The organism is Pseudomonas sp. NBRC 111127 (genome assembly GCF_001320345.1).
In the GTDB taxonomy this organism is placed as follows: Bacteria; Pseudomonadota; Gammaproteobacteria; order Pseudomonadales; family Pseudomonadaceae; genus Aquipseudomonas; species Aquipseudomonas juntendi.
This window is the reverse complement of sequence record NZ_BCBD01000005.1, coordinates 23,290-44,625: the sequence shown is the minus strand read 5'-3', so window position 1 is coordinate 44,625 and position 21,336 is coordinate 23,290. Positions and strand designations below refer to the sequence as shown.

The 21,336-nt window shown below is 62.0% G+C and carries 21 protein-coding genes; 17 read left to right on the top strand and 4 right to left on the bottom strand.

Annotated elements, in window-relative coordinates; genetic code table 11:
* Window positions 1-22: 22 nt before the first annotated feature.
* The 5 genes from APH30_RS02025 (at window position 23) to APH30_RS02005 (ending at window position 6,429) form a co-directional block, all read left to right on the top strand.
* Window positions 23-1,363, top strand: a complete 1,341-nt coding sequence (locus APH30_RS02025; RefSeq protein ID WP_054911567.1) for an MFS transporter — start codon at window positions 23-25, stop codon at window positions 1,361-1,363.
* 32 nt (window positions 1,364-1,395) lie between these two features.
* A complete protein-coding gene (gene pcaF / locus APH30_RS02020) occupies window positions 1,396-2,598 on the top strand; it encodes a 3-oxoadipyl-CoA thiolase (protein ID WP_054911566.1) in 1,203 nt (400 codons plus the stop codon).
* Between the two features lie 60 nt (window positions 2,599-2,658).
* On the top strand, window positions 2,659-3,531 hold the full coding sequence (locus APH30_RS02015) for a fumarate hydratase (RefSeq protein WP_054911565.1): 873 nt from the start codon (window positions 2,659-2,661) through the stop codon (window positions 3,529-3,531).
* Window positions 3,532-3,541: 10 nt separating this feature from the next.
* Window positions 3,542-4,168, top strand: a complete 627-nt coding sequence (locus tag APH30_RS02010) for a fumarate hydratase C-terminal domain-containing protein (RefSeq protein ID WP_054911564.1) — start codon at window positions 3,542-3,544, stop codon at window positions 4,166-4,168.
* Window positions 4,169-4,377: 209 nt separating this feature from the next.
* On the top strand, window positions 4,378-6,429 hold the full coding sequence (locus APH30_RS02005) for a TonB-dependent receptor (RefSeq protein ID WP_054906189.1): 2,052 nt from the start codon (window positions 4,378-4,380) through the stop codon (window positions 6,427-6,429).
* A 69-nt stretch (window positions 6,430-6,498) separates the two neighbouring features.
* Here the strand turns inward: APH30_RS02005 and APH30_RS02000 are convergent, their stop codons facing one another.
* From APH30_RS02000 to APH30_RS01990, 3 genes are all read right to left on the bottom strand, one after another.
* Window positions 6,499-8,550: a TonB-dependent receptor gene (locus tag APH30_RS02000; RefSeq protein ID WP_054911563.1), complete on the bottom strand. Its 2,052-nt coding sequence runs from the start codon at window positions 8,548-8,550 to the stop codon at window positions 6,499-6,501.
* 78 nt (window positions 8,551-8,628) lie between these two features.
* Window positions 8,629-9,036 carry a DUF2946 family protein gene (locus tag APH30_RS01995; RefSeq protein WP_054911562.1) on the bottom strand — a complete coding sequence of 136 codons (408 nt, stop codon included), beginning with the start codon at window positions 9,034-9,036 and terminating at the stop codon, window positions 8,629-8,631.
* Window positions 9,037-9,166: 130 nt separating this feature from the next.
* Window positions 9,167-9,601 carry a helix-turn-helix domain-containing protein gene (locus APH30_RS01990; protein WP_054911561.1) on the bottom strand — a complete coding sequence of 145 codons (435 nt, stop codon included), beginning with the start codon at window positions 9,599-9,601 and terminating at the stop codon, window positions 9,167-9,169.
* 108 nt (window positions 9,602-9,709) lie between these two features.
* On the opposite strand from APH30_RS01990, the gene APH30_RS01985 reads away from it, so the two are divergent.
* The 3 genes from APH30_RS01985 to APH30_RS01975 all read left to right on the top strand — a co-directional run bounded on the left by APH30_RS01985 (window position 9,710) and on the right by APH30_RS01975 (window position 11,886).
* Entirely contained in the window at window positions 9,710-10,363 is a 654-nt protein-coding gene (locus tag APH30_RS01985) for an NAD(P)-dependent oxidoreductase (RefSeq protein WP_054911560.1), read from the top strand.
* 161 nt (window positions 10,364-10,524) lie between these two features.
* A complete protein-coding gene (locus APH30_RS01980; protein ID WP_054911559.1) occupies window positions 10,525-10,890 on the top strand; it encodes a histone-like nucleoid-structuring protein, MvaT/MvaU family in 366 nt (121 codons plus the stop codon).
* 327 nt (window positions 10,891-11,217) lie between these two features.
* Window positions 11,218-11,886, top strand: a complete 669-nt coding sequence (locus APH30_RS01975; protein WP_054911558.1) for a TonB-dependent siderophore receptor — start codon at window positions 11,218-11,220, stop codon at window positions 11,884-11,886.
* Between the two features lie 29 nt (window positions 11,887-11,915).
* Here the strand turns inward: APH30_RS01975 and APH30_RS01970 are convergent, their stop codons facing one another.
* On the bottom strand, window positions 11,916-12,920 hold the full coding sequence (locus APH30_RS01970; RefSeq protein WP_054911557.1) for a GntR family transcriptional regulator: 1,005 nt from the start codon (window positions 12,918-12,920) through the stop codon (window positions 11,916-11,918).
* A gap of 298 nt (window positions 12,921-13,218) precedes the next feature.
* Here APH30_RS01970 and APH30_RS01965 point away from each other — a divergent pair, with 298 nt between their 5' ends.
* The 9 genes from APH30_RS01965 to APH30_RS01925 all read left to right on the top strand — a co-directional run bounded on the left by APH30_RS01965 (window position 13,219) and on the right by APH30_RS01925 (window position 21,325).
* The gene (locus tag APH30_RS01965) at window positions 13,219-14,577 is read left to right on the top strand and encodes an amidase (RefSeq protein WP_054911556.1); all 1,359 of its coding nucleotides are present in this window, start codon (window positions 13,219-13,221) and stop codon (window positions 14,575-14,577) included.
* A 63-nt stretch (window positions 14,578-14,640) separates the two neighbouring features.
* Complete coding sequence (locus APH30_RS01960) at window positions 14,641-15,522, top strand: polysaccharide deacetylase (protein ID WP_009684840.1); 882 nt, start codon at window positions 14,641-14,643, stop codon at window positions 15,520-15,522.
* 56 nt (window positions 15,523-15,578) lie between these two features.
* On the top strand, window positions 15,579-16,937 hold the full coding sequence (locus APH30_RS01955; RefSeq protein WP_054911555.1) for an MFS transporter: 1,359 nt from the start codon (window positions 15,579-15,581) through the stop codon (window positions 16,935-16,937).
* A 15-nt stretch (window positions 16,938-16,952) separates the two neighbouring features.
* On the top strand, window positions 16,953-17,714 hold the full coding sequence (locus APH30_RS01950) for an SDR family NAD(P)-dependent oxidoreductase (protein WP_054911554.1): 762 nt from the start codon (window positions 16,953-16,955) through the stop codon (window positions 17,712-17,714).
* 48 nt (window positions 17,715-17,762) lie between these two features.
* Window positions 17,763-18,512, top strand: a complete 750-nt coding sequence (locus APH30_RS01945) for an SDR family NAD(P)-dependent oxidoreductase (RefSeq protein ID WP_054911553.1) — start codon at window positions 17,763-17,765, stop codon at window positions 18,510-18,512.
* Window positions 18,513-18,520: 8 nt separating this feature from the next.
* Entirely contained in the window at window positions 18,521-18,820 is a 300-nt protein-coding gene (locus tag APH30_RS01940; protein ID WP_054911552.1) for a hypothetical protein, read from the top strand.
* Window positions 18,817-19,806 (top strand): GTP-binding protein, encoded by a 990-nt coding sequence (locus APH30_RS01935; RefSeq protein ID WP_054911551.1) that lies wholly within the window; start codon window positions 18,817-18,819, stop codon window positions 19,804-19,806. Before APH30_RS01940 ends, APH30_RS01935 begins: the two co-directional genes overlap by 4 nt.
* Window positions 19,803-20,984, top strand: coding sequence for a PotD/PotF family extracellular solute-binding protein (locus APH30_RS01930; protein ID WP_009684847.1), 1,182 nt, complete (start codon window positions 19,803-19,805; stop codon window positions 20,982-20,984). Before APH30_RS01935 ends, APH30_RS01930 begins: the two co-directional genes overlap by 4 nt.
* Complete coding sequence (locus APH30_RS01925; RefSeq protein ID WP_054911550.1) at window positions 20,981-21,325, top strand: hypothetical protein; 345 nt, start codon at window positions 20,981-20,983, stop codon at window positions 21,323-21,325. Before APH30_RS01930 ends, APH30_RS01925 begins: the two co-directional genes overlap by 4 nt.
* The last annotated feature ends 11 nt before the right edge of the window (window positions 21,326-21,336 follow it).

The following is a 21,336-nucleotide window of genomic DNA, read 5'->3' as shown; positions in this document are numbered from 1 at the left end:
AACAACAACAGGGCAACCCACAATGATCACAGCGCGCGAAAGTGCAGATGCCGTCCAGGCTTACACCGACGAACAGTTCGCCCAGCGGACGTTCGCTCGTGTGAAATGGAAGATCCTGCCACTGCTCATGATCTGCTACGTCTTGGCACTGATTGACCGCAACGTCATCGGCTTCGCCAAGCTCGGCTTCATGACTGACCTTGGTTTCGGCGAAATGGTGTACGGCATCGGCGCCGGCATTTTCTTCGTCGGCTATATCCTGTTCGAGATCCCCAGCAACCTGATGCTGCAGCGCATCGGTTTTCGCAAGACGGTGCTGCGCATCATGATCATGTGGGGTATCGCCTGTGCGGCGTTCTCCATGATGCAAAGCGAAACCATGTTCTACATCCTGCGCTTTGCGCTGGGTGTGGCCGAAGCGGGCTTCTTCCCGGGGGTGTTGCTGTTCCTCACGCTGTGGGTGCCGCGTAACCGCCGAGCCAGCGTAACGGCGATGTTCATGGCTGCGATCCCTATTTCAGGCATGATCGGCGGGCCACTGGCGGGCGGCATCATGCAGCACCTGGACGGTTTGTTCGGCCTGAAGGGTTGGCAGATCCTGTTCCTGGTCGCCGGCCTGCCGGCCTGCGTGATGGGCGTCGCCACCTACCTGTTGCTGGACAACTCGCCCAAGGAAGCCAAGTGGCTGTCCGAGCAGGAGCGCCAGGTCATCCTCGACGAGTTGGCGGCAGATGACACCAGCAATGCCAACGAACACCATTCCCTCTGGGGCGCGTTCAAGGACAAACGTGTGTATGTGCTGGCGTTCACCGCACTGGCGGTTTTCAGTGGCGCAGTGGCGGCTGCATTCTGGGTGCCGACCATCATTCGCAAAACGGGCATCACCGACCTGTTCCATGTCGGCCTGCTGTCGGCACTGCCGTTCATGGTGGGTGTGATCGCGCAGTACCTGGTGGGCAAGCATTCGGACAAGGTCATGGAGCGCCGCTGGCATGTGGCGATCTGCTTGAGCATTTCGGCGCTTGGCTGGTTGACCCTGGCCATTCTGCAACCCAGCACCACTGTCTCGGTGATTCTGCTGATCGTCGCCACCGCATCGGTTCTGGGGGCGACCGGTCCGTTCTGGACCTTGCCCGGCAGCCTGCTGACCGGCAAGGCGGCAGCGGGCAGCATCGCCCTGGTCACCACGCTGGCCGGTGTCGGTAACGTGTTCATGCCGGCGCTGGTGGGTGCACTGATCGATCTGACCGGCAGCATGGCCGCATCCCAGGCCGCCTATGGCGTGCTGATGCTGACTGGCGCCGCGATGATCCTGCTGGGCACCCCGGCTGAAGCCGGCAAGCCCGTCGTCAAAGCCAACTGATTCGCTTAAGAATCTGCACAGGAACGATGTACATGCGTGATGTTTTCATATGCGATGCCGTCCGTACGCCAATCGGGCGTTTTGCTGGCGCCCTGGCGGGCGTGCGGGCGGATGACCTGGCCGCTGTTCCACTCAAGGCGTTGATCGCCCGCAACCCTGGGGTCGACCTGACGGCCATCGAGGAAGTGTTCCTGGGCTGTGCCAACCAGGCCGGTGAGGACAACCGCAATGTTGCGCGCATGGCCGCGCTGCTGGCCGGGTTGCCGGCATCTGTGCCGGGGGTGACCTTGAACCGCCTGTGCGCCTCGGGGCTGGACGCAGTTGGTACGGCCTACCGGGCAATTGCCTGCGGCGAAATGGCCTTGGCCATTGCCGGTGGCGTCGAGTCGATGTCCAGGGCACCGTTTGTAATGGGCAAGGCTGAAGCGGCGTATTCCCGTGCGCTGAGCATCGAGGACACCACCATCGGCTGGCGCTTCGTCAACCCGGCCATGGCCGAGCAGTATGGCGTCGACAGCATGCCGCAGACCGCGGACAACGTTGCCGCGCAATACGGTATTTCCCGTGCAGACCAGGATGCCTTTTCCAACCGTAGCCAGGCCCGCGCGGCGCAGGCGCAGCGCAGTGGTTTCTTCGCTGAAGAAATCGTTCCTGTGGTCGTGCGTGAGCGCAAGGGCGAACGGATCGTCGAGCAGGACGAGCACCTGCGCCCGGAAACCACCCTGCAGGCACTTTCGGCGTTGAAACCGGTGAACGGTGCGGGCAACACCGTGACCGCAGGCAATGCGTCGGGTGTGAACGATGGTGCAGCCGCCATGTTCCTTGCCAGCGCAGCGGCGGTCGAGCGCCATGGCCTCACCCCACGTGCCCGGGTGCTGGGCATGGCCAGCGCGGGGGTGGCGCCACGGGTCATGGGTATCGGGCCTGTGCCAGCCGTGCAGAAACTGCTGGCCCGGCTTGAACTGGACATTGGCGACTTCGATGTCATTGAGCTCAACGAGGCGTTCGCCAGCCAGAGCCTGGCCGTGGCCAGGGCATTGAACATTGCCGACGACGCCCTGCACCTTAACCCGCATGGCGGTGCCATCGCCCTCGGTCACCCCTTGGGCATGAGCGGTGCACGGCTGGTGATGACCGCCATTCACGCCCTGGAAAAGCAGGGCGGCCGGCGCGGCCTGGCAACGATGTGCGTTGGGGTCGGCCAGGGCCTGGCGCTGGCCTTCGAACGCGTTTGACGCAACACCTCAAGCCAGGCTTGCCTGGCTTCTTACAAGAAAAATGCTGAGGAGCCTGTAATGGGTACCATCTCGTCGGACTTGCTACGCCAAGTGACTGCCGAACTCTATGAGCGCTCGCTGAAGAAAATCCCTGAAGACACCAAGCGGGCGCTTGCCCAGGCGAAGGCCGTGGAGCGCAACCAGACCGCAAGCCAGACCCTGGACATCATGATCGCCAGCGCACGCGCGGCGGAAGAGGAAAACCATTTTGTCTGCTCCGACTCCGGGGTGCCGGTGTATTTCGTCAAGGTTGGCACCAAGGTCAATTTCGATGGGCCGGTGAAGCAGGCCATCACCGATGGTTTCAGCGACCTCGTCGCCACCATCCAGCCACCCATGCTGGCCCATGTGACCAACCCGCTGACCCTTGAGCGTGGCTACGCGGGCAAGGACATGCCCATCACCACCTTCGAACTGATCGATGACGCTGATTACGTCGAGATCACCTGTTCACCCAAGGCCCTGGGCTCCGGGCGCTGGGCAGCACTGGAAATCTTCACCTTTCCAAGCCTCGAAGACATCGAGCGGTATGTCATGGAAGTGGTCCTCAAGGCTGGCCCTCAGCACTGCCCTCCGGTGGTGATCGGTGTCGGGATTGGCGGCACCTTCGACTACGCCGCGAAACTGGCCAAGCAAGCCATGCTGCGCCAGATCGGAACATCCAACCCCGAGCCAGTGCTGGCGGACATGGAAGAACGCTTGCGCCAAGCCGTCAATGCCACGGGGTTCGGCCCCATGGGTACCGGGGGCGATAGCACGGCCATGGCCGTGCACGTGGATTACGCGTCCGGCCATGGTTTCACGCCCGTTGCCGTGTGCTTCAACTGCTGGATCAACCGACGTCGTTCCGCCCGGATCCACCCGGACGGTCGCGTCGATTATTTCGAGTGAGGAACGCCCTATGAAGCGGCTTCAAGCGCCATTTGACGAACACGCTATCCGTTCCCTTCGTGCCGGCGACCTGGTGGTGGTTGACGGCGACGTGGTGATCACCGCCGGCCTGCCCACGCACCAGCGGTTGATGCACTGCCTGGAAAGCGGCGAGGCCCCCCCTGTCGAGTTGCGCGGCCAAGCGCTTTTTCATCTTGGGGGCTACAGCCAAGGGGAGGGCGAGCATTTCGAGATGCTCTACATCAACCCCACGACCAGCACCCGGTTCAACCCGTACATGCCAACCTTGATCGAGGGTTTCGGCCTTCGGGTGGTCGGCGGCAAAGGTGGCCTGGATGAACATAGCGTCGAGGCAATGAGGAAGGTTGGGTGCGTATACCTGTCCTTCCTGGGTGGCGGCTGCACCTTGCTGTCCCGGGCGATTCAGCGGGTTGTCGAGGTCGGCTGGCCGGAGATGGTCACGCACTATCGGCTTTCACGAATCAATGTGAACGGCCTGGGGCCGGCAGTGGTTGCCATTGATGCGCAGGGGAACAGTTTGTACGCGCAGAATGCGCAGACAGCCGGGGCCCGCTCAGGGGAAGTGTTGGCAGGCCTGCACGCTCAGGCTCGGCAGGCGAAAAGTCAGCTTTCCTAACATGGGCAAGAACCGCCTGGCACCAGCAGCTTGCAGCCGGCGGTTCTGCTGGGGCAGGCGGCGCAGCGCCAAGGCGGAATCGGGCAGCGGCAGCAAACGCTAGTGGCGCAAAAGGTTATGGTATAACATAAAACAGCGCGGCACTGGCCTTTGGCCTTGCCGCGCATTTGTCTGCCATACAACAACCCATGCCCGACTCAGGACTCTCCATGCGATTCCCCCAAGCATCGTTTGCCATTTTTACGGCAATGTTCACACCTGACCTTGTCGCCGGACAGACCGGCACCTCGACCATCACGCTCGGTGACGTGAACATCACCCAGACCGCCGGCGTAGCCTTGAGCACCGAAAACGTGCTGACCTCGGTCGACGTTCTTGGCAGCGACCAGGTGCGCGACAAGAACGTGATGAACAGCTGGCAGCTGTTGGGGCAGATGCCAGGCATCCAGTTGACCGAAACCGGCCAAGGTGCAGAGTCTGGCAAGGTCAGTTTCCGTGCGTTCAACGGCGAGGGCTACATCAACGGCATCAAGACGTTGATCGATGGTGTGCCAAGCAACGTCAACAGCGGCAACCAGCGCTTCATCGACATGATTTTCCCGTTGGACATCGAATACATCGAGGTGGTACGCGGTACCAACGACCCGCGTTATGGGCTGCACAACATCGGTGGCAACATCAACTTTGCCACACGCCAGGGCGGCAACTATGTCGATAGCCGGGTGACCTACGGCAGCTTCGATACCCGTGAAGTGCAGTTGGCAGTCGGCCACGAGGAGGGCAACTTCGCCCAGAACTACATGCTCGCCAAGCAGGACAGCAACGGCTACCGCGACCACAGCAACTCGAACAAATATGCGTTGGGCGGCAAATGGTTTGTCAACAACGATGACCAGACCTTCCGTGTCGGGCTGATTGCCCGGCTTTATCATCACCAAGCCCAGGAGCCGGGCTTCCTCACCCGTGACCAACTGCACGCCAGCCGCACCCAGTCACCTGCCAAGAACGGCAATGATGGTGACGACCGCGACATGAAGCAGGTGAGTTTGCACAGTGACTGGCAGCTGGCCGATGACCTTAGCTTGAGCAGCAAGCTGTACTACAACAGCTACAACGATGACCGCACTGTCACTTTCACCGATTACCGGCCTGGCAACGCACCTCGCCAGCGACGCCAGTGGGACGAGCAGCAGCGCGGCATGCTCAGCAACCTGACCTGGCGCGCCAACGAGTTGCTGACGCTCGATGGCGGCATCAACTACGAAGAGCAGGACAACCTGTACCGTCGCCTGCGCTACAACTACGGTGTGCCAACCGACTTCGACGCGCCGCCGGCGCGCGTGCAAAATGACGACGCTTACACCCTGCGCAATATTGGCGGGTACGTGCAGGCGGTCATTCAGCCTACCGATGCGCTGAAGATCATCCCTGCCATGCGGGTGGATAAATTCTCCGGCAACACCGAGGTGCTCGGCGGCGCCAAGGCATCCCTGCAGGACTATGGCTGGATCCGCCAACCGAAACTCAGCGTGATCTACAGCCTCACCCCCGAAATCGACGTTTACGCCAATTGGGGGCGCACCTTCCAGGTGCTCACAGGGTCCGCGGAACCGGCTTACCTGCTGCCCGGGCAAGCCTCGTACGACCCGTCCATCAACACGGGCAAGGAGGTTGGGGTGAAATTCCAGCCGTTCCCGGGTGCCCAGGCGCGGCTTGCGCTGTGGCAGCAGGATGCGACCGATGAAGTCGCGAACATGCCCAGCACCGGTACCACGGTGGGGCTCGGCGAAACCCGCCGCCGTGGCGTGGACATGCAGATCAGCGCACAGCTGGATGAACAGTGGACGGTCTGGGCGTCCCACGCGGTTCAGGAGGCGAAAGTGGTCAAGGGCCTGGCTGCCAACGGCCAGTCGCTGTCAGGAAAAGAAGTGTTTTCCACCCCTCGCTACATCAGCAATGTGGGCGTCGAGTACCGCTACAATGACGACTGGAAGTTCGGCGCGCAGGGGCGGGCACAGGGTAGCTACTACATCGATGAGCTCAACGAGCAGGGCAAGTACGGTGGCTTCGTGGTCGTGGATGCCAGCGTGAGTTACCGGATCACCCCGTCCACCAGCGTGGATCTGCAGGTGAAGAACTTGCTGGGCCGCGAATATGAATATGTCTGGTACGACAACTTCTTCTGGGGCGGCAACGACCAGCCCATGTTCTCGCCCGCCCCAGGCCGTTCGGCATTCGTGTCGTTGAACATGAGCCTGTAACAGGCTGGCCGTGCCACAGGCGAGCGTCTGCTCGCCTGCTCGGGGCCAGCGTGGCCGCCCCGCTTGCCATCAGAAGTCGAACGTCACACCGGCATAGAGTGCGCGCCCGTCACCGGGGGCGTGCAGCGAAGCGTGCGCCCCATCCGGGTCGTACCAGGCGTACTCGTAATAGCGGTTGGTCAGGTTTTTCAGCTGCAGGTCCACGCTCATCGACGCACTGACCTGGTAGGTTGCCCCCAGGTTCAGCAACACATAGCCACCGTAGGTGCCTTGGGTGTTCTCGCGCTCCAGGTAGTAGTGGGTCTGGCCGTTTGCCCAGGCGCTCAGTTGCAGGGCAGGCGTGGCCTGGTAGTTGATGCCGGTATTCCACAGGTGGTGCGGCACATGGTCGACCTCTTTGCCTTTGCTGCCAGGCAAGGCGCTGCTCGGCTCAAGGATCTTCGAATATTGCCATGAGTACGACATCCACATCTCGGTGCGTTCGCTCGGATGCAGGTTGACCTGCAGGTCGTAGCCCCAGCGCCGTGTCTCACCAACATTGTCCGACTCCCCGCTGGGGTCGTTCAGGCGACGGCTCACTTCGCCAGAGGCGTCCTGACGCCAGTAGGCCACGCGGCCATCGACCCAGCCGGCCGGGGTGAACTTGATGCCGGTTTCCCAGCCTTCGTTGATCGAAGGGGCCAGGTCCTCATTGCGCGGCGGCACCTTGTAGGCTGCGGCGCCGGTCCCGACCTGGAAGGTGCGGCCCCAGTTGGCGTAGACGCTGGCAAACTTCCAGGGCGAATAGACAATGCTGAGCTTGGGCTGCTTGATCAGCCCGTAGTCGTTGATGTCGTAGTCCTGCCCGGTCATCTTGTTGGTGAAGTCACCGCTGATCTTGTCCACCCGGTAGGCCGGCACGATCTTCAACGATGGGAACGGCTCGATCTCCGCCTGCACGTAGGCACCGACCGTGTTGAAGTCGAAGTCCTGGTCGCGTGTCTGCGCCTGGCGTACACGCTCCACTGTGCGATAGCGCTCGCTGCGGTTCTGTTGCTTCTGCACATCGCTGCCACCTTCCAGCGCGAAGGCGTGCAGCCAGTCCACCTGTGGCCGCCAGGTCAACGAGGTAATGGCACCGTACTGGTCTTCGTAGGTGTCTCGTTCCTGTTGCGAGCTGGTACGCCAGTATTGAGTCCAGCGACGATCGTCGAAGGTATTGAGGTAGGTCTTGGCTGACCACGACAAGGTGTCGGCCAGGTCGGTATCGAAGTGCACGCTGACCTGGTTCATCCGCCGCGTCCCCTTGTCCGTGGCGTTGTAGTCATTGCTCATGCGCGGATGATGGCGGGCGTCATCCTCGGTCAGGTAGCCCGCCTCCTGAGCTTCTGACTCGTAGTGACGGGCAATCAGACCAAGGCGGTAGCTGCCATCGTCGGGGGTGTAGAACCACTTGCCGCCGAAGCTGTAGCGCTCGGTATCGGCATGGTCACGGTAGCCATCAACCTGCTGGCGAGCGAAGAAGTAGTTCTGCGTCCAATTGCTGGTCTCGATGCCCTTGGCCAGTTGCACCTCACGCGTATTGAAGCTGCCGTAGCGCAGGCGCGCCTTGTTGTAGTTGCCCCCGGTGCGGGTGTGGATATTGACGTTACCGGCGATGTTGTTGAGGCCGTAGCGTGGATCGCTGGTACCACGCACCACCTCGATGCTGTCGATGTCCATGGGAAACACCGAGTCGATGAAGGGCATGTTGCCGTCGTTGGTGTTGCTGGGGATGCCATCGATCAGCAACTTCACGGCGTTCACTTCGCCTTCGCCATTGAAGCCGCGAAACGACAGCTTGCCCGAGGTGGTGCCCTGGTTGAATTCGGTCAGCAACACCCCGGGCGCGCGCCTGAACAGCTCCCAACTGTAGGCCACCGGCATTTTCTCGAAGATGTCGCCGCCCAGGATATCCACCGAGCTGAGCACGCTGCTGGTGGCCAGCGGGCCGCTTTCGGTACTGGTCACGTTGACCGCGCCAAGGGTGAGGGTGGAGTTTTCAGCAGGCAGTGTTTCGGCCACGGCCAGTGTCAGGGGGCTGAGGCTGAACAAAGCGAGCACGGGCAAGGCAGCGCGTGCGGTACAACGGAACGCAGGCATGGAAAGTTTCCTGGCTAGACAGTCGGGCAGGGCTGCGCACCGCAGTTCACGGGGCAGCTGTTGGCAATCAGCGACGGGTCAGGCCAGGGGAGAGGCGCGGGGGTTGAGCTTTGGCCACTGCTCACGCGGCAGTGGCAACCTGTGGCTGTCACCGAGCAAAAGCGCATCGGGCCAGAACCGCGGGAACAGGTGGCGATAGTAGTCGCTGGCCAGCAGGCTATGCCCGGCATGGCCACAGCAGCAGTCGCCCGCCTGGTGTTTCGTTTCCGGCTGGTCACCGAGTTGGGGCAGCTCGGCCTTGAGCTGGGCCAGCAATGACTTGGGCAGGCTCTGTGCACCGTGCAGGCTGCAAAAGCTACCGAGAATCAGGGATTGGCTGTCGACGCGGGGTGTGTGCAAGGCACGGTCAAGCGGCATCGCCAGCAGGTTGAACAGCACGGCGAAGCAGGCGAACAGACAGAGATGCGCACGCGCTCGTGAAAGCATGAATCACCCATGGAAACGTCGCGCGCATTAAGCCGTATCAGTGACCGGCAGTTCAAGTTCGGTGGCGCGCCATTTTGTCGCATGCACTGCATGGGGCCCTGGCGCTCAAGCACGGGCCTTTGCTGGGCGCTCACCGGCGTTCATAGACTACGCCCTGGATCAGGACCTGATCTGGCTCGGTGGCCTGGTCAAAGCGTTCATGGGCTTGCACGATGGCGTGCTGATGCTCGTTCGCCCAATTGACCAGTGCCATGACGGGCTGCAGCAGGGTTTTACCCAAGTCCGTAAGGTCGTAATCGACGCGCGGAGGAATGGTGGGATACAGCGTGCGGGTTATCAGCCCATCGCGCTCCAGCCCGCGCAAGGTCAGGGTCAGCATCCGCTGCGAAATACCGTCGATGCCACGCTTCAACTCATTGAAGCGGCGGGGGCCGTTGGCCAATACGGCAATGATGTAAAGGCTCCATTTATCGCCGATGCGGTCCAGGATCTTGCGGGTGGCCAGGCAACCGCCGGCCTCGGGGGCCGCCAGGTCTGGCGGGAGATCCAGGTGACTAAGTGACATGCCTGTGCCTTCTTGTGCGTAAACAGAGGGCACCCTACCATCCTTTGTACCTGTTGGTAACCCACACTAACTTTGTTACCCGGTACCCTTTTTATACCTGGAGGCAGCATGCACGAGAAGAAAAGGATCGCGCTGTTCGGCGCGACCGGACCCACTGGCAGGTTCATCATCGAGGAAGCCTTGAAGCGGGGCTACAGCCTGTCGGTTTACACCCGTGACGCCAGCAAGCTGGAAGCTTTTGCGGGCCGGGTACGCGTCGTCGTCGGTGACCTGCAAGACCAGCCAGCCATTGCGAAGTGCGTGGAAGGTGCCGACGCAGTGATCAGTGCCCTGGGCCCCAACAGCCTGAAGGTGCAGGGCGACAAGCCCGTCATGCGCGGATTGCACAACATCATCGCGGCCATGAAACTTGCAGGGGTGCGCCGCCTTGTGCAGATATCCACGGCTGCCTATCGTGATCCGAAGGACCGCTTTGCGTTCAACGCACATGCGTTCGTGCTGCTGTTCAAGTTGCTGACGCGCAAAGCCTATGAAGACATCAAGGCAACGGGTGAACTTATCGCCCACTCCGACCTTGACTGGACGCTGGTGCGCATACCGAACCTCAAGGACGGCCCGGCCCAGAGCAAGGTGCAAGTAGGCTGGTATGGGCAGGCCAAGCTCGGCATGAAGTTATCCAGGGGCAATCTTGCCAAGTTCCTTGTCGACCAGGTGAATGACGAAACCTACCTGCGTGCCGCCCCTGGCATTGCCAACCAGTGAAGACTGGGTGCCCTGTTGCGAATGTCGTGCGCCGAGAGCCTTGTAAAAGCGCAAACCTGTGCAGAAAGTTGCACACGGGTGGGGTTCATTGTCATTTGGGTTTGAACTTGAACCGCGTTAGGATTCTCTAACTAACACCCCACCCACTTCGGAGTAAGTATATGTCGCGTCTGGCAGAGTTTCGTCAGCTTGAACAAAAACTGGCCCAGCAATTGGCTGAACTTGAGGCGCTGAAAGGGTCGTCTGAGCTGCAGAAAGAAATCGAGTTCGAAACAAAACTGCGCGACCTGCTAGCCAAATATGGCTACAGCCTGCGTGACATCATCAATTTGCTCGATCCGCAGGCCAACCGCCAGTCAGCCCCTGCGGCCACAGCGAAAGCACCGCGTCGTGCCCGACAGGTGAAACAATACAAGAATCCGCACTCTGGCGAAGTTATCGAGACCAAAGGCGGCAATCACCGCCAGTTGAAAGAGTGGAAGCAGCAATACGGCGCGGATGAAGTCGAAAGTTGGGTCGCCCGCTAATCCGTACCGCGCACAACTGAGCAATTGGGGCCGTTCTGTGACCCATCGCCGGCAAGCCAGCTCCCACAGGAACAGCACAGCCCTCAAGCATTGCACGGTCCTGTGGGAGATTCTATGGTTTCTGGCAAGGGTAGCCGCAGCATCTTCAGCGCCTGTGAGATCGAGCGCTGCCCGCGCGGCGCTCGATCTCACAGGCGCTGCATATCTTCCGACAAACACCTGTCAGCCCTGATGCGATCCCTGTGGGAGCTGGCTTGCCGGCGATTGGCTTCGCAGCAGCCCCATTGGGTGTTACTCACACTCAAGTGAACTACCCGCTAGCATTCGGTGTACGCCAGCTACACGACGATCAACAAGCCTCAAGCCCTACGAGAGCAAAACGGCAGGAACCTGGAGCCGAAGGAAGGGGACAACTACGAAGTTGGCCTGAAAAGCGAGTTCTTCGACGGCCGCGTCAACACGGCCATTGCCCTTTATGAAATAAAACAGGACAACCTGGGGGTTCCCACGGGCGAAACCGTGGAAGGCACGGTGCGCGAGTCGGCCTACCGCGCGGTGGCCGGCGCGAAAACGCGCGGTATCGACCTGGAAATCTTTGGCGAAGTGCTCTCGGACTGGAATGTCAGCGCAAGCTACAGCCATAGCGTTACCAAGGATGCCGACCATGAGCGCATCAGAACCGAAGCACCGGCTAACTTGATAAAGCTCTGGACGACCTACCGTCTTCAAGGGGACCTGAACCCATTGACCATCGGCGGGGGCCTGAACTGGCAAAGTGGTATGAGCGTGACGACGAGCCAGGGAAAGGCGACGCAGGAACAGTATGCCGTGTTCAACGTGATGGCGCGTTATGACATCACCCGGCAGCTGAGCGCTTCTGTCAACGTCAACAACGTGTTCGACAAGCAGTATTTCAGCGCCCTGGACCCGACCTTCTTCACCGGCTACTACGGTGAGCCACGCAATGTCATGTTCAGCACCCGGTACGCTTTTTAACGCGGGGAGGGTGCAGGCCCGCCGACGCCTCAGGCCAGCCTTTGCAGATAGCCCGGCGCGTCAGGTTCGGGCAGCACCGACAACACCTTGAGCCGCTGCAAGGTCCGTTCGCGGGCCTTGCACAGGTGGTCACGCAGGCATGAACAGGCAGTGTCGACGGTGCCGTACAGCAAGGCTTCGAAGACCAGGCGGTGCTCCACCAGCATGGCTTCGTCATTGCTGGACTGCAGGGCTTCGTGCAAGACCCGGCCGACATTCATGGGGATCTGGCATTGGCGAATGACTGCTGCCATGCGGGTATTGGCCACGCCGGCGATGCAGGCCACATGCAGGTCCTGCTCGAGTTGTTCGATGTCGGCGCGCTTCACATCACGGCCGGCGGCCTGCGCACTGACTACGCGGTGCAGCATCGCTTCAAGATCACTGCGGCTGACATGCTCGACGCCTTGGCGCAGGGCATCCGGCTCCAGCAGCATCCGTAGCTCGTAATCGTGCTTGACCGCCTGGGCCGTCAGCGGGCCGGCGAGCCATTGCGAGTACGGCTCTTTTTCCACCAGACCTTTGTCGCGCAATCGCATCAACGCTTCCCTGACGACATTCCGGCTGACGTTGAGTTCTTCGGCGGCACTCTGCTCATCGATTCGGTAATGACCAAAGACCATGAACCGCACGACCGTCTGGGCAAGGTGGTCGTAAATACGCTCACCTACCGGGCGGTAATCGATCAGGTCTTCTTGTGGCTCCAGCCCTAGGAGCTTGCGCGTGAGCGGTGCGCGCAACGGCGTTTCGCTGGTGCCCTGGGGGTCGACGAGAAAGCCCCGGCCCTCGAAGCGGCGGATCAGACCTTCCTCATGCAGCAGGTTCAGGGCCTGGCGAACCGGTACCCGGCTGGTGCCGAAGAGTTCTGCCAAAGGCCCCTCCACCAGCACCAGCCCTGGCGCCGTCTGCCCACCCAGAATCGCCTCGCGCAGGGTGTTCCGGATGATCTCGTAACGAGAGGCCGGGCGGTCTTCAAGGGGCTGGGTAACAGACATCAGAGGGTTCTCATGAAGCGTGGGAGGCCAGTTTCGCACAAGCGAAGCGAGATGTGACCGGTCGCCGGTGACACCGCTGTGAACGGTTTTGGGGCGGGCTGTTACCGAACACCCCAAAATGTATCATCCAGTAAAACATACATTTAATGGGCGCGACCGTGATTGGCGACAGTGGGCCATCGCCAGCCCTTGGCAAACACGGATCCGCGCATTTCTATGAATCGCTGCACAAGGTTGGCACGACGCATGCTTATGCAAATGTACGTATTACACAAATGTACATTTAAGAGGTTTTGCCATGCGTGCCGATGCGCTTTCCCTGGCCGGGCAGTTTGCCGCGGGAACCCACGACCCTGTTACTGCGATGGAAGCGGCACTGGTGAGCGCTCAGCAGGTGCCGGCTGCATTCATCACCCTGTGCGAGGCGCGGGCGCTGCGCGAAGCGGCTGCGGCCAGGTGCCGCTGGCAAGCCGGGCAACCGTTGTCTGCCTTCGATGGGGTACCGGTAGTCTGGAAAGACCTGTACGACCTGGCCGACCACATCACCACTGCAGGCGCGAAGGTGCGCTTGCACGCGCAACCGGCGCCGCGTGATTGCGCACTGGCCACGGCGCTCAGCCGGGCGGGCATGGTCAGCGTGGCAAAGACCAACCTCAGTGAGCTGGCGTATTCGGGGCTGGGCCTCAACCCCCATTTCGGCACGCCAACCAACCCGGAGTTCGCCGGTGCCGCACGCGCGCCGGGTGGCTCGTCATCGGGGTCGGCAATAGCGGTGGCCCAAGGTGTGGCCCCTATCGCCATGTCGACCGACACTGCCGGCTCCATCCGGGTGCCGGCGGCGTTCAATGGTTTGGTCGGTTACCGCAGCAGTGCCAAGCGGTACTCATTCGAGGGGGTCACCCCCCTGGCACGGTCCCTCGACTCGCTGGGGCCCATTACCCGTAGCGTGCGCGATGCCATCGTGCTCGACAACCTGCTGCTGGGCGACCGGCTGGGCATGCCGGTCGACACCGTTGCCCTGCCCATCGTCGGGCTGAAGCTTTGCGTGGATGCGCAGCTGCTGGGCGACGCACGCATTCAGCCAGAAGTCAGGGCCAACCTTGTTGCGGCACTGGAGCGGCTGGCTGCAGCCGGCGCGGTGGTCGAGCACAAAGCTGTCCCGGCCTTCCAGCAAGCACTGGAGGTGATCGAGCAAATCGGTTGGCTGGGCGGCGCCGAGGCTTTTGCCCTTTACCAAGGGCTGCTCGACAGCCCGCAGGCCGAGCAACTGGACCCCCGGGTGCGCAAGCGGCTGGAGGGCGCCCGTGCCTACCCAGCCAGCAAGCAAGTGCTGCTGTACCAGGCTGCCGAAGCACTGAAAGCACAGATAGCACGCGAGCTGGACGGGGCCTTTCTGGTAACCCCGACCGTCGGCCATGTGGCGCCACTGCTGGCACCGCTGGAAGAGGACGCCGAGCTGTTCGTTGCCACCAACCTGGCAACGCTGCGGCTGACCATGCCGGGCAGCATGTTGGACATGCCTGGCATTGCGTTGCCAAGCGGCAAGGGGGAGGCAGGGCTACCTACCAGCCTGCTGCTTTCGAGTTCGAGTGGTAATGACAAGGCCCTGCTGCGAGCTGCATTGGCGATCGAGCCTTACGTGCGCGCCGGGCTCTGAGTCAGCCCACCGGGCAGGCAGCGGCGTGCCTGCAATCAATTGAATAACCAAGAGGTCGAGATAATGACAAAAGAGATTTTTGTATCGATTGGCGTTGATGTGGACGCGGTAGCCGGTTGGCTGGGCTCCTACGGGGGGGAGGATTCGCCCGACGATATCTCGCGTGGGCTGTTTGCCGGCGAAGTGGGCGCGCCGCGTCTTCTCAAGCTGTTCAAGCAATATGACCTGCGCACAACCTGGTTCATCCCGGGCCATTCGGTGGAGACCTTCCCCGAGCAGATGAAGGCGGTGGTGGAAGCGGGGCATGAAGTGGGCATTCATGGGTACAGCCATGAGAACCCGATCGCGATGACGCCGGAACAGGAAGAAATCGTTCTGGACAAGTCGATTGAAATCATCACCCGGTTGGCAGGCAAGCGGCCCACGGGCTATGTGGCCCCGTGGTGGGAGTTCAGCAACGTTACCAACGAACTGCTGCTGAAGAAGGGCATCAAGTACGACCACAGCCTGATGCACAACGACTTCCACCCTTACTACGTTCGAGTGAAGGACAGCTGGAGCAAAATTGATTACAGCCAGCACCCCGATACCTGGATGAAGCCCTTGGTGCGCGGTGAAGAGACCGATCTGGTCGAGATCCCGGCCAACTGGTACCTCGATGACTTGCCGCCGATGATGTTCATCAAGAAATCGCCCAACAGTCACGGCTTCGTCAACCCGCGCCACCTTGAAGAGATGTGGCGTGATCAGTTCGACTGGGTCTACCGGGAGAATGACTACGCGGTATTCCCCATCACCATTCACCCCGATGTGTCCGGCCGGCCTCAGGTGCTGCTCATGCTCGAGCGGCTTATCGAGCACATGAAAAGCCACCCAGGTGTGAAGTTCGTCACCATGGACGAAATCGCCGACGACTTTATCCGGCGCCAACCGCGCAAGCGTTGAGCCACTGCTTCGGTTAGCACGTTTTCAAGCGGATCCAAAACAAGAGAAGCGCCGATATGACCACTACGCAAGCCACCACCACGGCTCCTGTGACCGAGCCTGGTACCTGGAAACCGGTACAGCTGGAATCCAGAGATGTCAGATACGCAACCTGGATTGCTTTCTTCGCCTGGGTTTTTGCAGTTTACGATTTCATCTTGTTCGGCACCCTGCTGCCGGTCATGGGCGGGCATTTCACCTGGAGTGAAGCTGAACAGGCGGAAATTGCCACGTGGGTAGCGGTCGGCGGCGCTGTCGTGGCCTTCATTGTCGGGCCGCTGGTGGACAAGATCGGGCGCCGTGGCGGGATCATCTTCACCATTGGCGGCACCGCACTGTGCTCTGCGCTGACAGCGGTGTGTGCCGGCATGGGCAAGGGGCCGTTGATTGCCGTGCGTTCGGTGGCAGGGCTGGGTTACGCCGAGGAAGGGGTCAACGCTACCTACCTGACCGAGGTGTACGCAGCGTCGACCGACCCGAAACTGATCAAGCGCCGCGGCTTCGTCTACAGCCTGGTACAAAGCGGCTGGCCGGTTGGGGCGTTGATCGCAGCAGGCCTGACGGCATTGTTGCTGCCGCACATTGGCTGGCAGGGTTGCTTCATCTTCGCCGCTGTACCTGCGCTGGTAGTCGCCATCCTGGCGCGCAAGCTCAAGGAAAGCCCCCAGTTCCAGGTGCATCAGCGCATCCACCAGTTGCGCAAAGCGGGCGACGAACCTGCCGCGCGCAGCTTGGCGCGCGAGTACAACGTCGACTACGACGAGCACGCCAAAGCCGGTGTTGCTGCTGCCTTCCGTGGGGCGGCCCTGCGACCGACCGTGGTCTTGAGCCTGGCGATCCTGCTGAACTGGTCGGCTATCCAGGTGTTCAGCGTGCTGGGCACGTCGGTGATCGTGAGTGTTCACAAGCTGTCGTTCGAGAACTCCTTGTGGATCCTGGTGTTGTCCAACCTGGTGGGCTTCATCGGCTACCTGGTTCACGGTTGGCTGGGTGACCGGATTGGCCGGCGCAATACCGTAGCGCTGGGCTGGATGTGTGGCGGCCTGGCGTTCTTCGCCATGATCCAGGGCCCCAGCGACCTGGTCACGGTCATCGCTTTCTACAGCCTTGGCCTGTTCTTCCTGACCGGCCCTTACTCCGCCATGTTGTTTTTCATGGGCGAGAGCTTCCCCACCAGTATCCGTGCCACAGGCGGCGCCATCGTGCATGCCATGGGGCCGATCGGCGCCATCGTCGCCGGGCTGGGGATTACCAGCGTGTTGTCCACTGGCGGTGAATGGCACAGCGCGGCGCTCTGGTTCGGCGCGCTGCCTTGCTTCCTGTCGGGCTTGATCATGCTTGCCGCCCGGCATGTCGAACCTCTTTCAGTCAAATAACCAGGAGTTGCACACATGTCTCGACCCGTAGCGTTGGTCACTGGGGCTGCCAGTGGTATTGGCCAGGCGGTCGCCGTCGCGTACGCCCGGATGGGTGTGCGCGTGATGGGCGGCTACCTGCCCGCCGACCCGCATGACCCCGCTGAAACGGAGCGGTTGGTCGCCCAGGCCGGCGGCGAATGTTCGATGATGGCGATGGACGTTACCGACAGCGCTTCACTGGACGCCATCGCCGCCGCGGCAGTCGAGCGCTTCGGTCGGCTCGATTATGCCGTGGCCAACGCCGGGCTTTTGCGCCGGGCGCCGCTGCTGGAAATGTCGGACGAGCAATGGAATGAAATGCTCAACGTCGACCTTACCGGCGTGATGCGCACCTTCCGCAGCGCAAGCCGCCACATCGGGGAAGGCGGCGCACTGGTGGCCATTTCGTCGATTGCCGGTGGCGTGTATGGCTGGCAGGACCACGCGCATTACGCAGCGGCCAAGGCTGGGGTGCCCGGGTTGTGCCGCTCCCTGGCGGTGGAATTTGCCCCCAGGGGCATCCGTTGCAACACCATCATTCCCGGCCTGATCGAAACCCCGCAATCGCTGGACAGCAAAAATTCGCTGGGCGCCGACGGCCTGGCCAAGGCGGGCAAGGCGATCCCGTTGGGGCGCGTAGGACGCGCCAGCGAGGTTGCCGACCTGGTCTGCTTCCTGACCGGCCCTGCGTCGAGCTACATCACCGGCCAGAGCATCGTGATCGATGGCGGCCTTACGGTGCGCTGGCCTGAATAGGAAATTGCTGCGCCGCAAGCTCGCCTTGCGGCCGCGAGGAGAACAAGCATGAAACCATTGCAGAACCGCCGCGCCGTCATCACCGGCGCAGGGAGTGGCATCGGCGCGGCCATCGCCCATGCCTACGCCGATGCGGGCGCGCTGCTCGTGTTGTGTGACCGCGACCCCCAGCGCCTGGCGTTAGTCGCGAACCAATGCCGCGACCGCGGCGCGCAGGTGATCGAATCTGTCGCTGATGTGGGTAGCCGGGAGGGTGCGCAAGCCGGTGTAGATGCCTGCGTGGCAGCGCTGGGGGGCATCGATGTGCTGGTCAACAATGCCGGCATGCTGACCCAGGCCCCCTGTGTGGACCTGACCCAGGAAATGTGGGATGAAATGCTGCGGGTGGACCTGACCAGCGTGTTCGTCGCAAGCCAGCGCGCGCTGCCGTACATGCTGGCGCAGCAGTGGGGGCGCATCATCAACATCGCCTCCCAGCTAGGGATCAAGGGCGGTGCACAACTGGCGCACTATGCGGCAGCCAAAGCCGGCGTGATCGGTTTCAGCAAGTCGCTGGCACTGGAGGTGAGCAAGGACAACGTACTGGTCAACTGCGTGGCGCCAGGGCCGATTGAAACCCCGCTGGTGGAGGGGATCAGCCAGGCGTGGAAGGTTGCCAAGGCCAAGGAGCTGCCGTTGGGCCGCTTCGGCAAGGCTGAAGAAGTGGCACCGATCGCCGTGCTGTTGGCGAGCGAGCCTGGCGGCAACCTGTTCGTCGGGCAAACCCTTAACCCCAATTCCGGCGATGTAATGCCTTGAGGTGAGCCATGTGTGGACTTTGCGGCCTGATCGGTGAGGACGCCCACTGGAGCGACCCGCTGGACACGAGCCTTCCCGCCCGCCGCGAGCGCTTGCGGCGCATCGCCGCGATCAATCAGGTGGTAGCACCCTTCAGGCTCAAGGTCAGTGACGTGCAGGGTGCGTCGTATCTGGTGCAAGGCCCTACCGGCAAGCAAGGTGTTGCCGCGGGCCTGGATCAGCTCTGGCAGACCGCCGAAAGCATACTGGGGCGCACCCTTGACCCCCTGGATCCGCGCATCCTCGATCACCTGGAGGCGTCGGCATGAGCCTGCAGATCAATGTGCTGACGGGTTTTCTGGGCAGTGGCAAAACCACCTTGCTCAAGCGGGTGCTGGCCAATGCCGACATGGGCGACACGGCGGTGCTCATCAACGAGTATGGGGAGGTGGGGATCGATGACGTGCTGGTGCAGGAAGTTGCCCCCGACACGGTGTTGCTGCCGAGTGGGTGTGTCTGCTGTTCGGTAAGGGGGGATCTGAAGCAAGCGCTGATCGACCTGCACGGCAAGCGTGCGCGCGGGGAGGTTCCGGCTTTCCGCCGCGTGCTCCTGGAAACCACAGGCCTGGCTGACCCCGCGCCCATTCTTGCCACGCTGCAGCGAGACCCTCAACTGCGCGGCCGCTATCACGTGGGCCTGATGGTGACGGTGGTCGACGCCCAGCACGCCATGCTTCAGGAGCGGATTCACCCCGAGTGGCTGGGCCAGGTCACGGCTGCCGATCGGCTGCTGGTGAGCAAGGCAGACCTGGTAAGCGCTGCGGTGCTCGAGCCGTTGCTGGCACACTTGCAAGCCCTCAACCCGACGGCATCCATCGCGTTGGCGAGCACGGTCGGGCAAGGCGATGAGCTGCTTCTGGGCGAGGGGCTGAGAAGCCTGGAGCCCGATGAGGAGGTCGCCAGGTGGCTGCTGTTTGCGCCCACCCGGCAGCCGCACCACGGCGGCGCCCAGGTGTGTGCACTGGAGTACGACACACCGTTGGATTGGCTTGCCTTCGGGGTTTGGTTGTCGATGCTGCTAAGATGCCACGGAGACCGAATTCTGCGGGTCAAAGGGATCTTGAATGTGATCGATGCTGAACAACCTATCGTCATTCACGGCGTACAGCACTGCCTGCATCCGCCCGTGCATCTTCGCCAGTGGCCAGGGCAGGCGCGGCGCTCGCGCCTGGTGATCATCGTGCGCGATCTGGATACCCAGCTGCTGCGCCGCTCTTTCCAGGCTTTTTTGCAGCGCCTGGGGCGTGCGGCATGAGTGGCCCGGTCACGTTGCGGGTATTGGGCACATCGGTCACGCTGCTGGAGCCCATTCGCTTGCGCGCGGAAAAAGAACTGGGCATTCGCATCGAGTACCAGATCCACGACGTGCAGACGGTTCAACGCATTGCGTTGATGCACCCTGAACGCTATGACCTGTACGACCAATGGTTCCATAGCATGGATTTTGTCTGGCCGGCCGGCGCCATCCAGCCCATCGACATCCGCCGGGTCGCCTTGTGGGACGAGATCAACGACCTGCCCAAGCGGGGCCGGCTGCATGCTGGGGATGAGCTGGCCGGCGGCAGCCTGCCCTGCGACCGGCTGTATGTTCAGCATGACCGGACCCTGGCCAACCGCCCGACAGACTGGATCAGCATGCTGCCGCTGACCCACAACGCGGACAGCTTTGCCTACAGGCCGGACCTTCTGCCGCCGGGGTTCGGTATCGAGAACGAGAGCTGGTCCTGGTTGGTTGACCCCAACTGGTGTGGGCATGTGGCGTTGCAGAGCGATGCAGCCATCGGGGCGCTGGACGCGGCACTGGCGGTGCAGGCCAAGGGGTTGGCCACGTTCGATGTGATCGCGAACCTGCGCCTGGACGAGATCGACCAGCTTGCGGCAGTGCTCATCAAGCTCCAGCGCCAAGGCCATTTCGCCGCGTTCTGGTCTGATGACCGCGACGCAGGCAAGCTGATGCTGGGCCCCAAGGTGCACATCGAGAGTGTCTGGTCGCCTGCCTTGATGCAGCTGCACCGCGAAGGCATTCAGTACCGCCAGGCCGTGCCCAGGGAGGGTTACCGTGGCTGGTTTGGTGGCCTGTCGTTGTCCCGTGCCGTTGAGGGTGGGGTGAAAGATGCGGCCTATGCCTACCTGAACTGGTGGTTGGCAGGTTGGCCAGGCGCGATGATGGCCCGGCAAGGGTTCTACATTTCCAATCCACTGCGCGCGCGCGATCACCTGTCGGCGGCTGAGTGGGATTACTGGTACGAGGGCAAGCCAGCCCGCGAGCAGTTGCTGGGCAGTGATGGCGAACCGCTGATCGAGCCTGGGCAGCTACGCGAAGGGGGCGCCTACGCCGAGCGTGTGGGCCGTATCAGGGTCTGGAACTCGGTGATGGATGAGCATAATTACCTGGTGCGCAAGTGGGCTGATTTTTTGCGGGCGGGTAAATGAGCCGGTCGCAGACCGGCGCCAAATACCCACGCACGCCGGACGGGCGCTATTTCGTCGTCAACGGCCAGCTCTGGCGCTGCAGCAACCCTGCGCTTGCAGACGAAGCGCGCCAGCACCTGGTGGGCGCGTTGATGGAGGCGCGGCGGGCCGTGAAGCAGGCAAAAGCCTGCGACGATTCAGCCGCTTTGAAGCGGGCCAGGGCAGCGGTCAACGATGCCAAGGTTGCATTAGGCGAGCGTGGGCCGGTGTGGTGGGATGACGGTAGCCCTGATTACAACCGCTACAAGGCTACCAACACCCCTTATGCCGCCTGGTACGACCGGCTGGTTGCGCAGCCGTGAAGGCCTTCACC

Bases quoted from the DNA above. Each gene is read 5' to 3' on its own strand.
- APH30_RS02025 (WP_054911567.1), top strand. From the start codon at position 23: ATGATCACAGCGCGCGAAAGTGCAGATGCCGTCCAGGCTTACACCGAC.
- pcaF (WP_054911566.1), top strand. From the start codon at position 1,396: ATGCGTGATGTTTTCATATGCGATGCCGTCCGTACGCCAATCGGGCGT.
- APH30_RS02015 (WP_054911565.1), top strand. From the start codon at position 2,659: ATGGGTACCATCTCGTCGGACTTGCTACGCCAAGTGACTGCCGAACTC.
- APH30_RS02010 (WP_054911564.1), top strand. From the start codon at position 3,542: ATGAAGCGGCTTCAAGCGCCATTTGACGAACACGCTATCCGTTCCCTT.
- APH30_RS02005 (WP_054906189.1), top strand. From the start codon at position 4,378: ATGCGATTCCCCCAAGCATCGTTTGCCATTTTTACGGCAATGTTCACA.
- APH30_RS02000 (WP_054911563.1), bottom strand. From the start codon at position 8,550: ATGCCTGCGTTCCGTTGTACCGCACGCGCTGCCTTGCCCGTGCTCGCT.
- APH30_RS01995 (WP_054911562.1), bottom strand. From the start codon at position 9,036: ATGCTTTCACGAGCGCGTGCGCATCTCTGTCTGTTCGCCTGCTTCGCC.
- APH30_RS01990 (WP_054911561.1), bottom strand. From the start codon at position 9,601: ATGTCACTTAGTCACCTGGATCTCCCGCCAGACCTGGCGGCCCCCGAG.
- APH30_RS01985 (WP_054911560.1), top strand. From the start codon at position 9,710: ATGCACGAGAAGAAAAGGATCGCGCTGTTCGGCGCGACCGGACCCACT.
- APH30_RS01980 (WP_054911559.1), top strand. From the start codon at position 10,525: ATGTCGCGTCTGGCAGAGTTTCGTCAGCTTGAACAAAAACTGGCCCAG.
- APH30_RS01970 (WP_054911557.1), bottom strand. From the start codon at position 12,920: ATGTCTGTTACCCAGCCCCTTGAAGACCGCCCGGCCTCTCGTTACGAG.
- APH30_RS01965 (WP_054911556.1), top strand. From the start codon at position 13,219: ATGCGTGCCGATGCGCTTTCCCTGGCCGGGCAGTTTGCCGCGGGAACC.
- APH30_RS01960 (WP_009684840.1), top strand. From the start codon at position 14,641: ATGACAAAAGAGATTTTTGTATCGATTGGCGTTGATGTGGACGCGGTA.
- APH30_RS01955 (WP_054911555.1), top strand. From the start codon at position 15,579: ATGACCACTACGCAAGCCACCACCACGGCTCCTGTGACCGAGCCTGGT.
- APH30_RS01950 (WP_054911554.1), top strand. From the start codon at position 16,953: ATGTCTCGACCCGTAGCGTTGGTCACTGGGGCTGCCAGTGGTATTGGC.
- APH30_RS01945 (WP_054911553.1), top strand. From the start codon at position 17,763: ATGAAACCATTGCAGAACCGCCGCGCCGTCATCACCGGCGCAGGGAGT.
- APH30_RS01940 (WP_054911552.1), top strand. From the start codon at position 18,521: ATGTGTGGACTTTGCGGCCTGATCGGTGAGGACGCCCACTGGAGCGAC.
- APH30_RS01935 (WP_054911551.1), top strand. From the start codon at position 18,817: ATGAGCCTGCAGATCAATGTGCTGACGGGTTTTCTGGGCAGTGGCAAA.
- APH30_RS01930 (WP_009684847.1), top strand. From the start codon at position 19,803: ATGAGTGGCCCGGTCACGTTGCGGGTATTGGGCACATCGGTCACGCTG.
- APH30_RS01925 (WP_054911550.1), top strand. From the start codon at position 20,981: ATGAGCCGGTCGCAGACCGGCGCCAAATACCCACGCACGCCGGACGGG.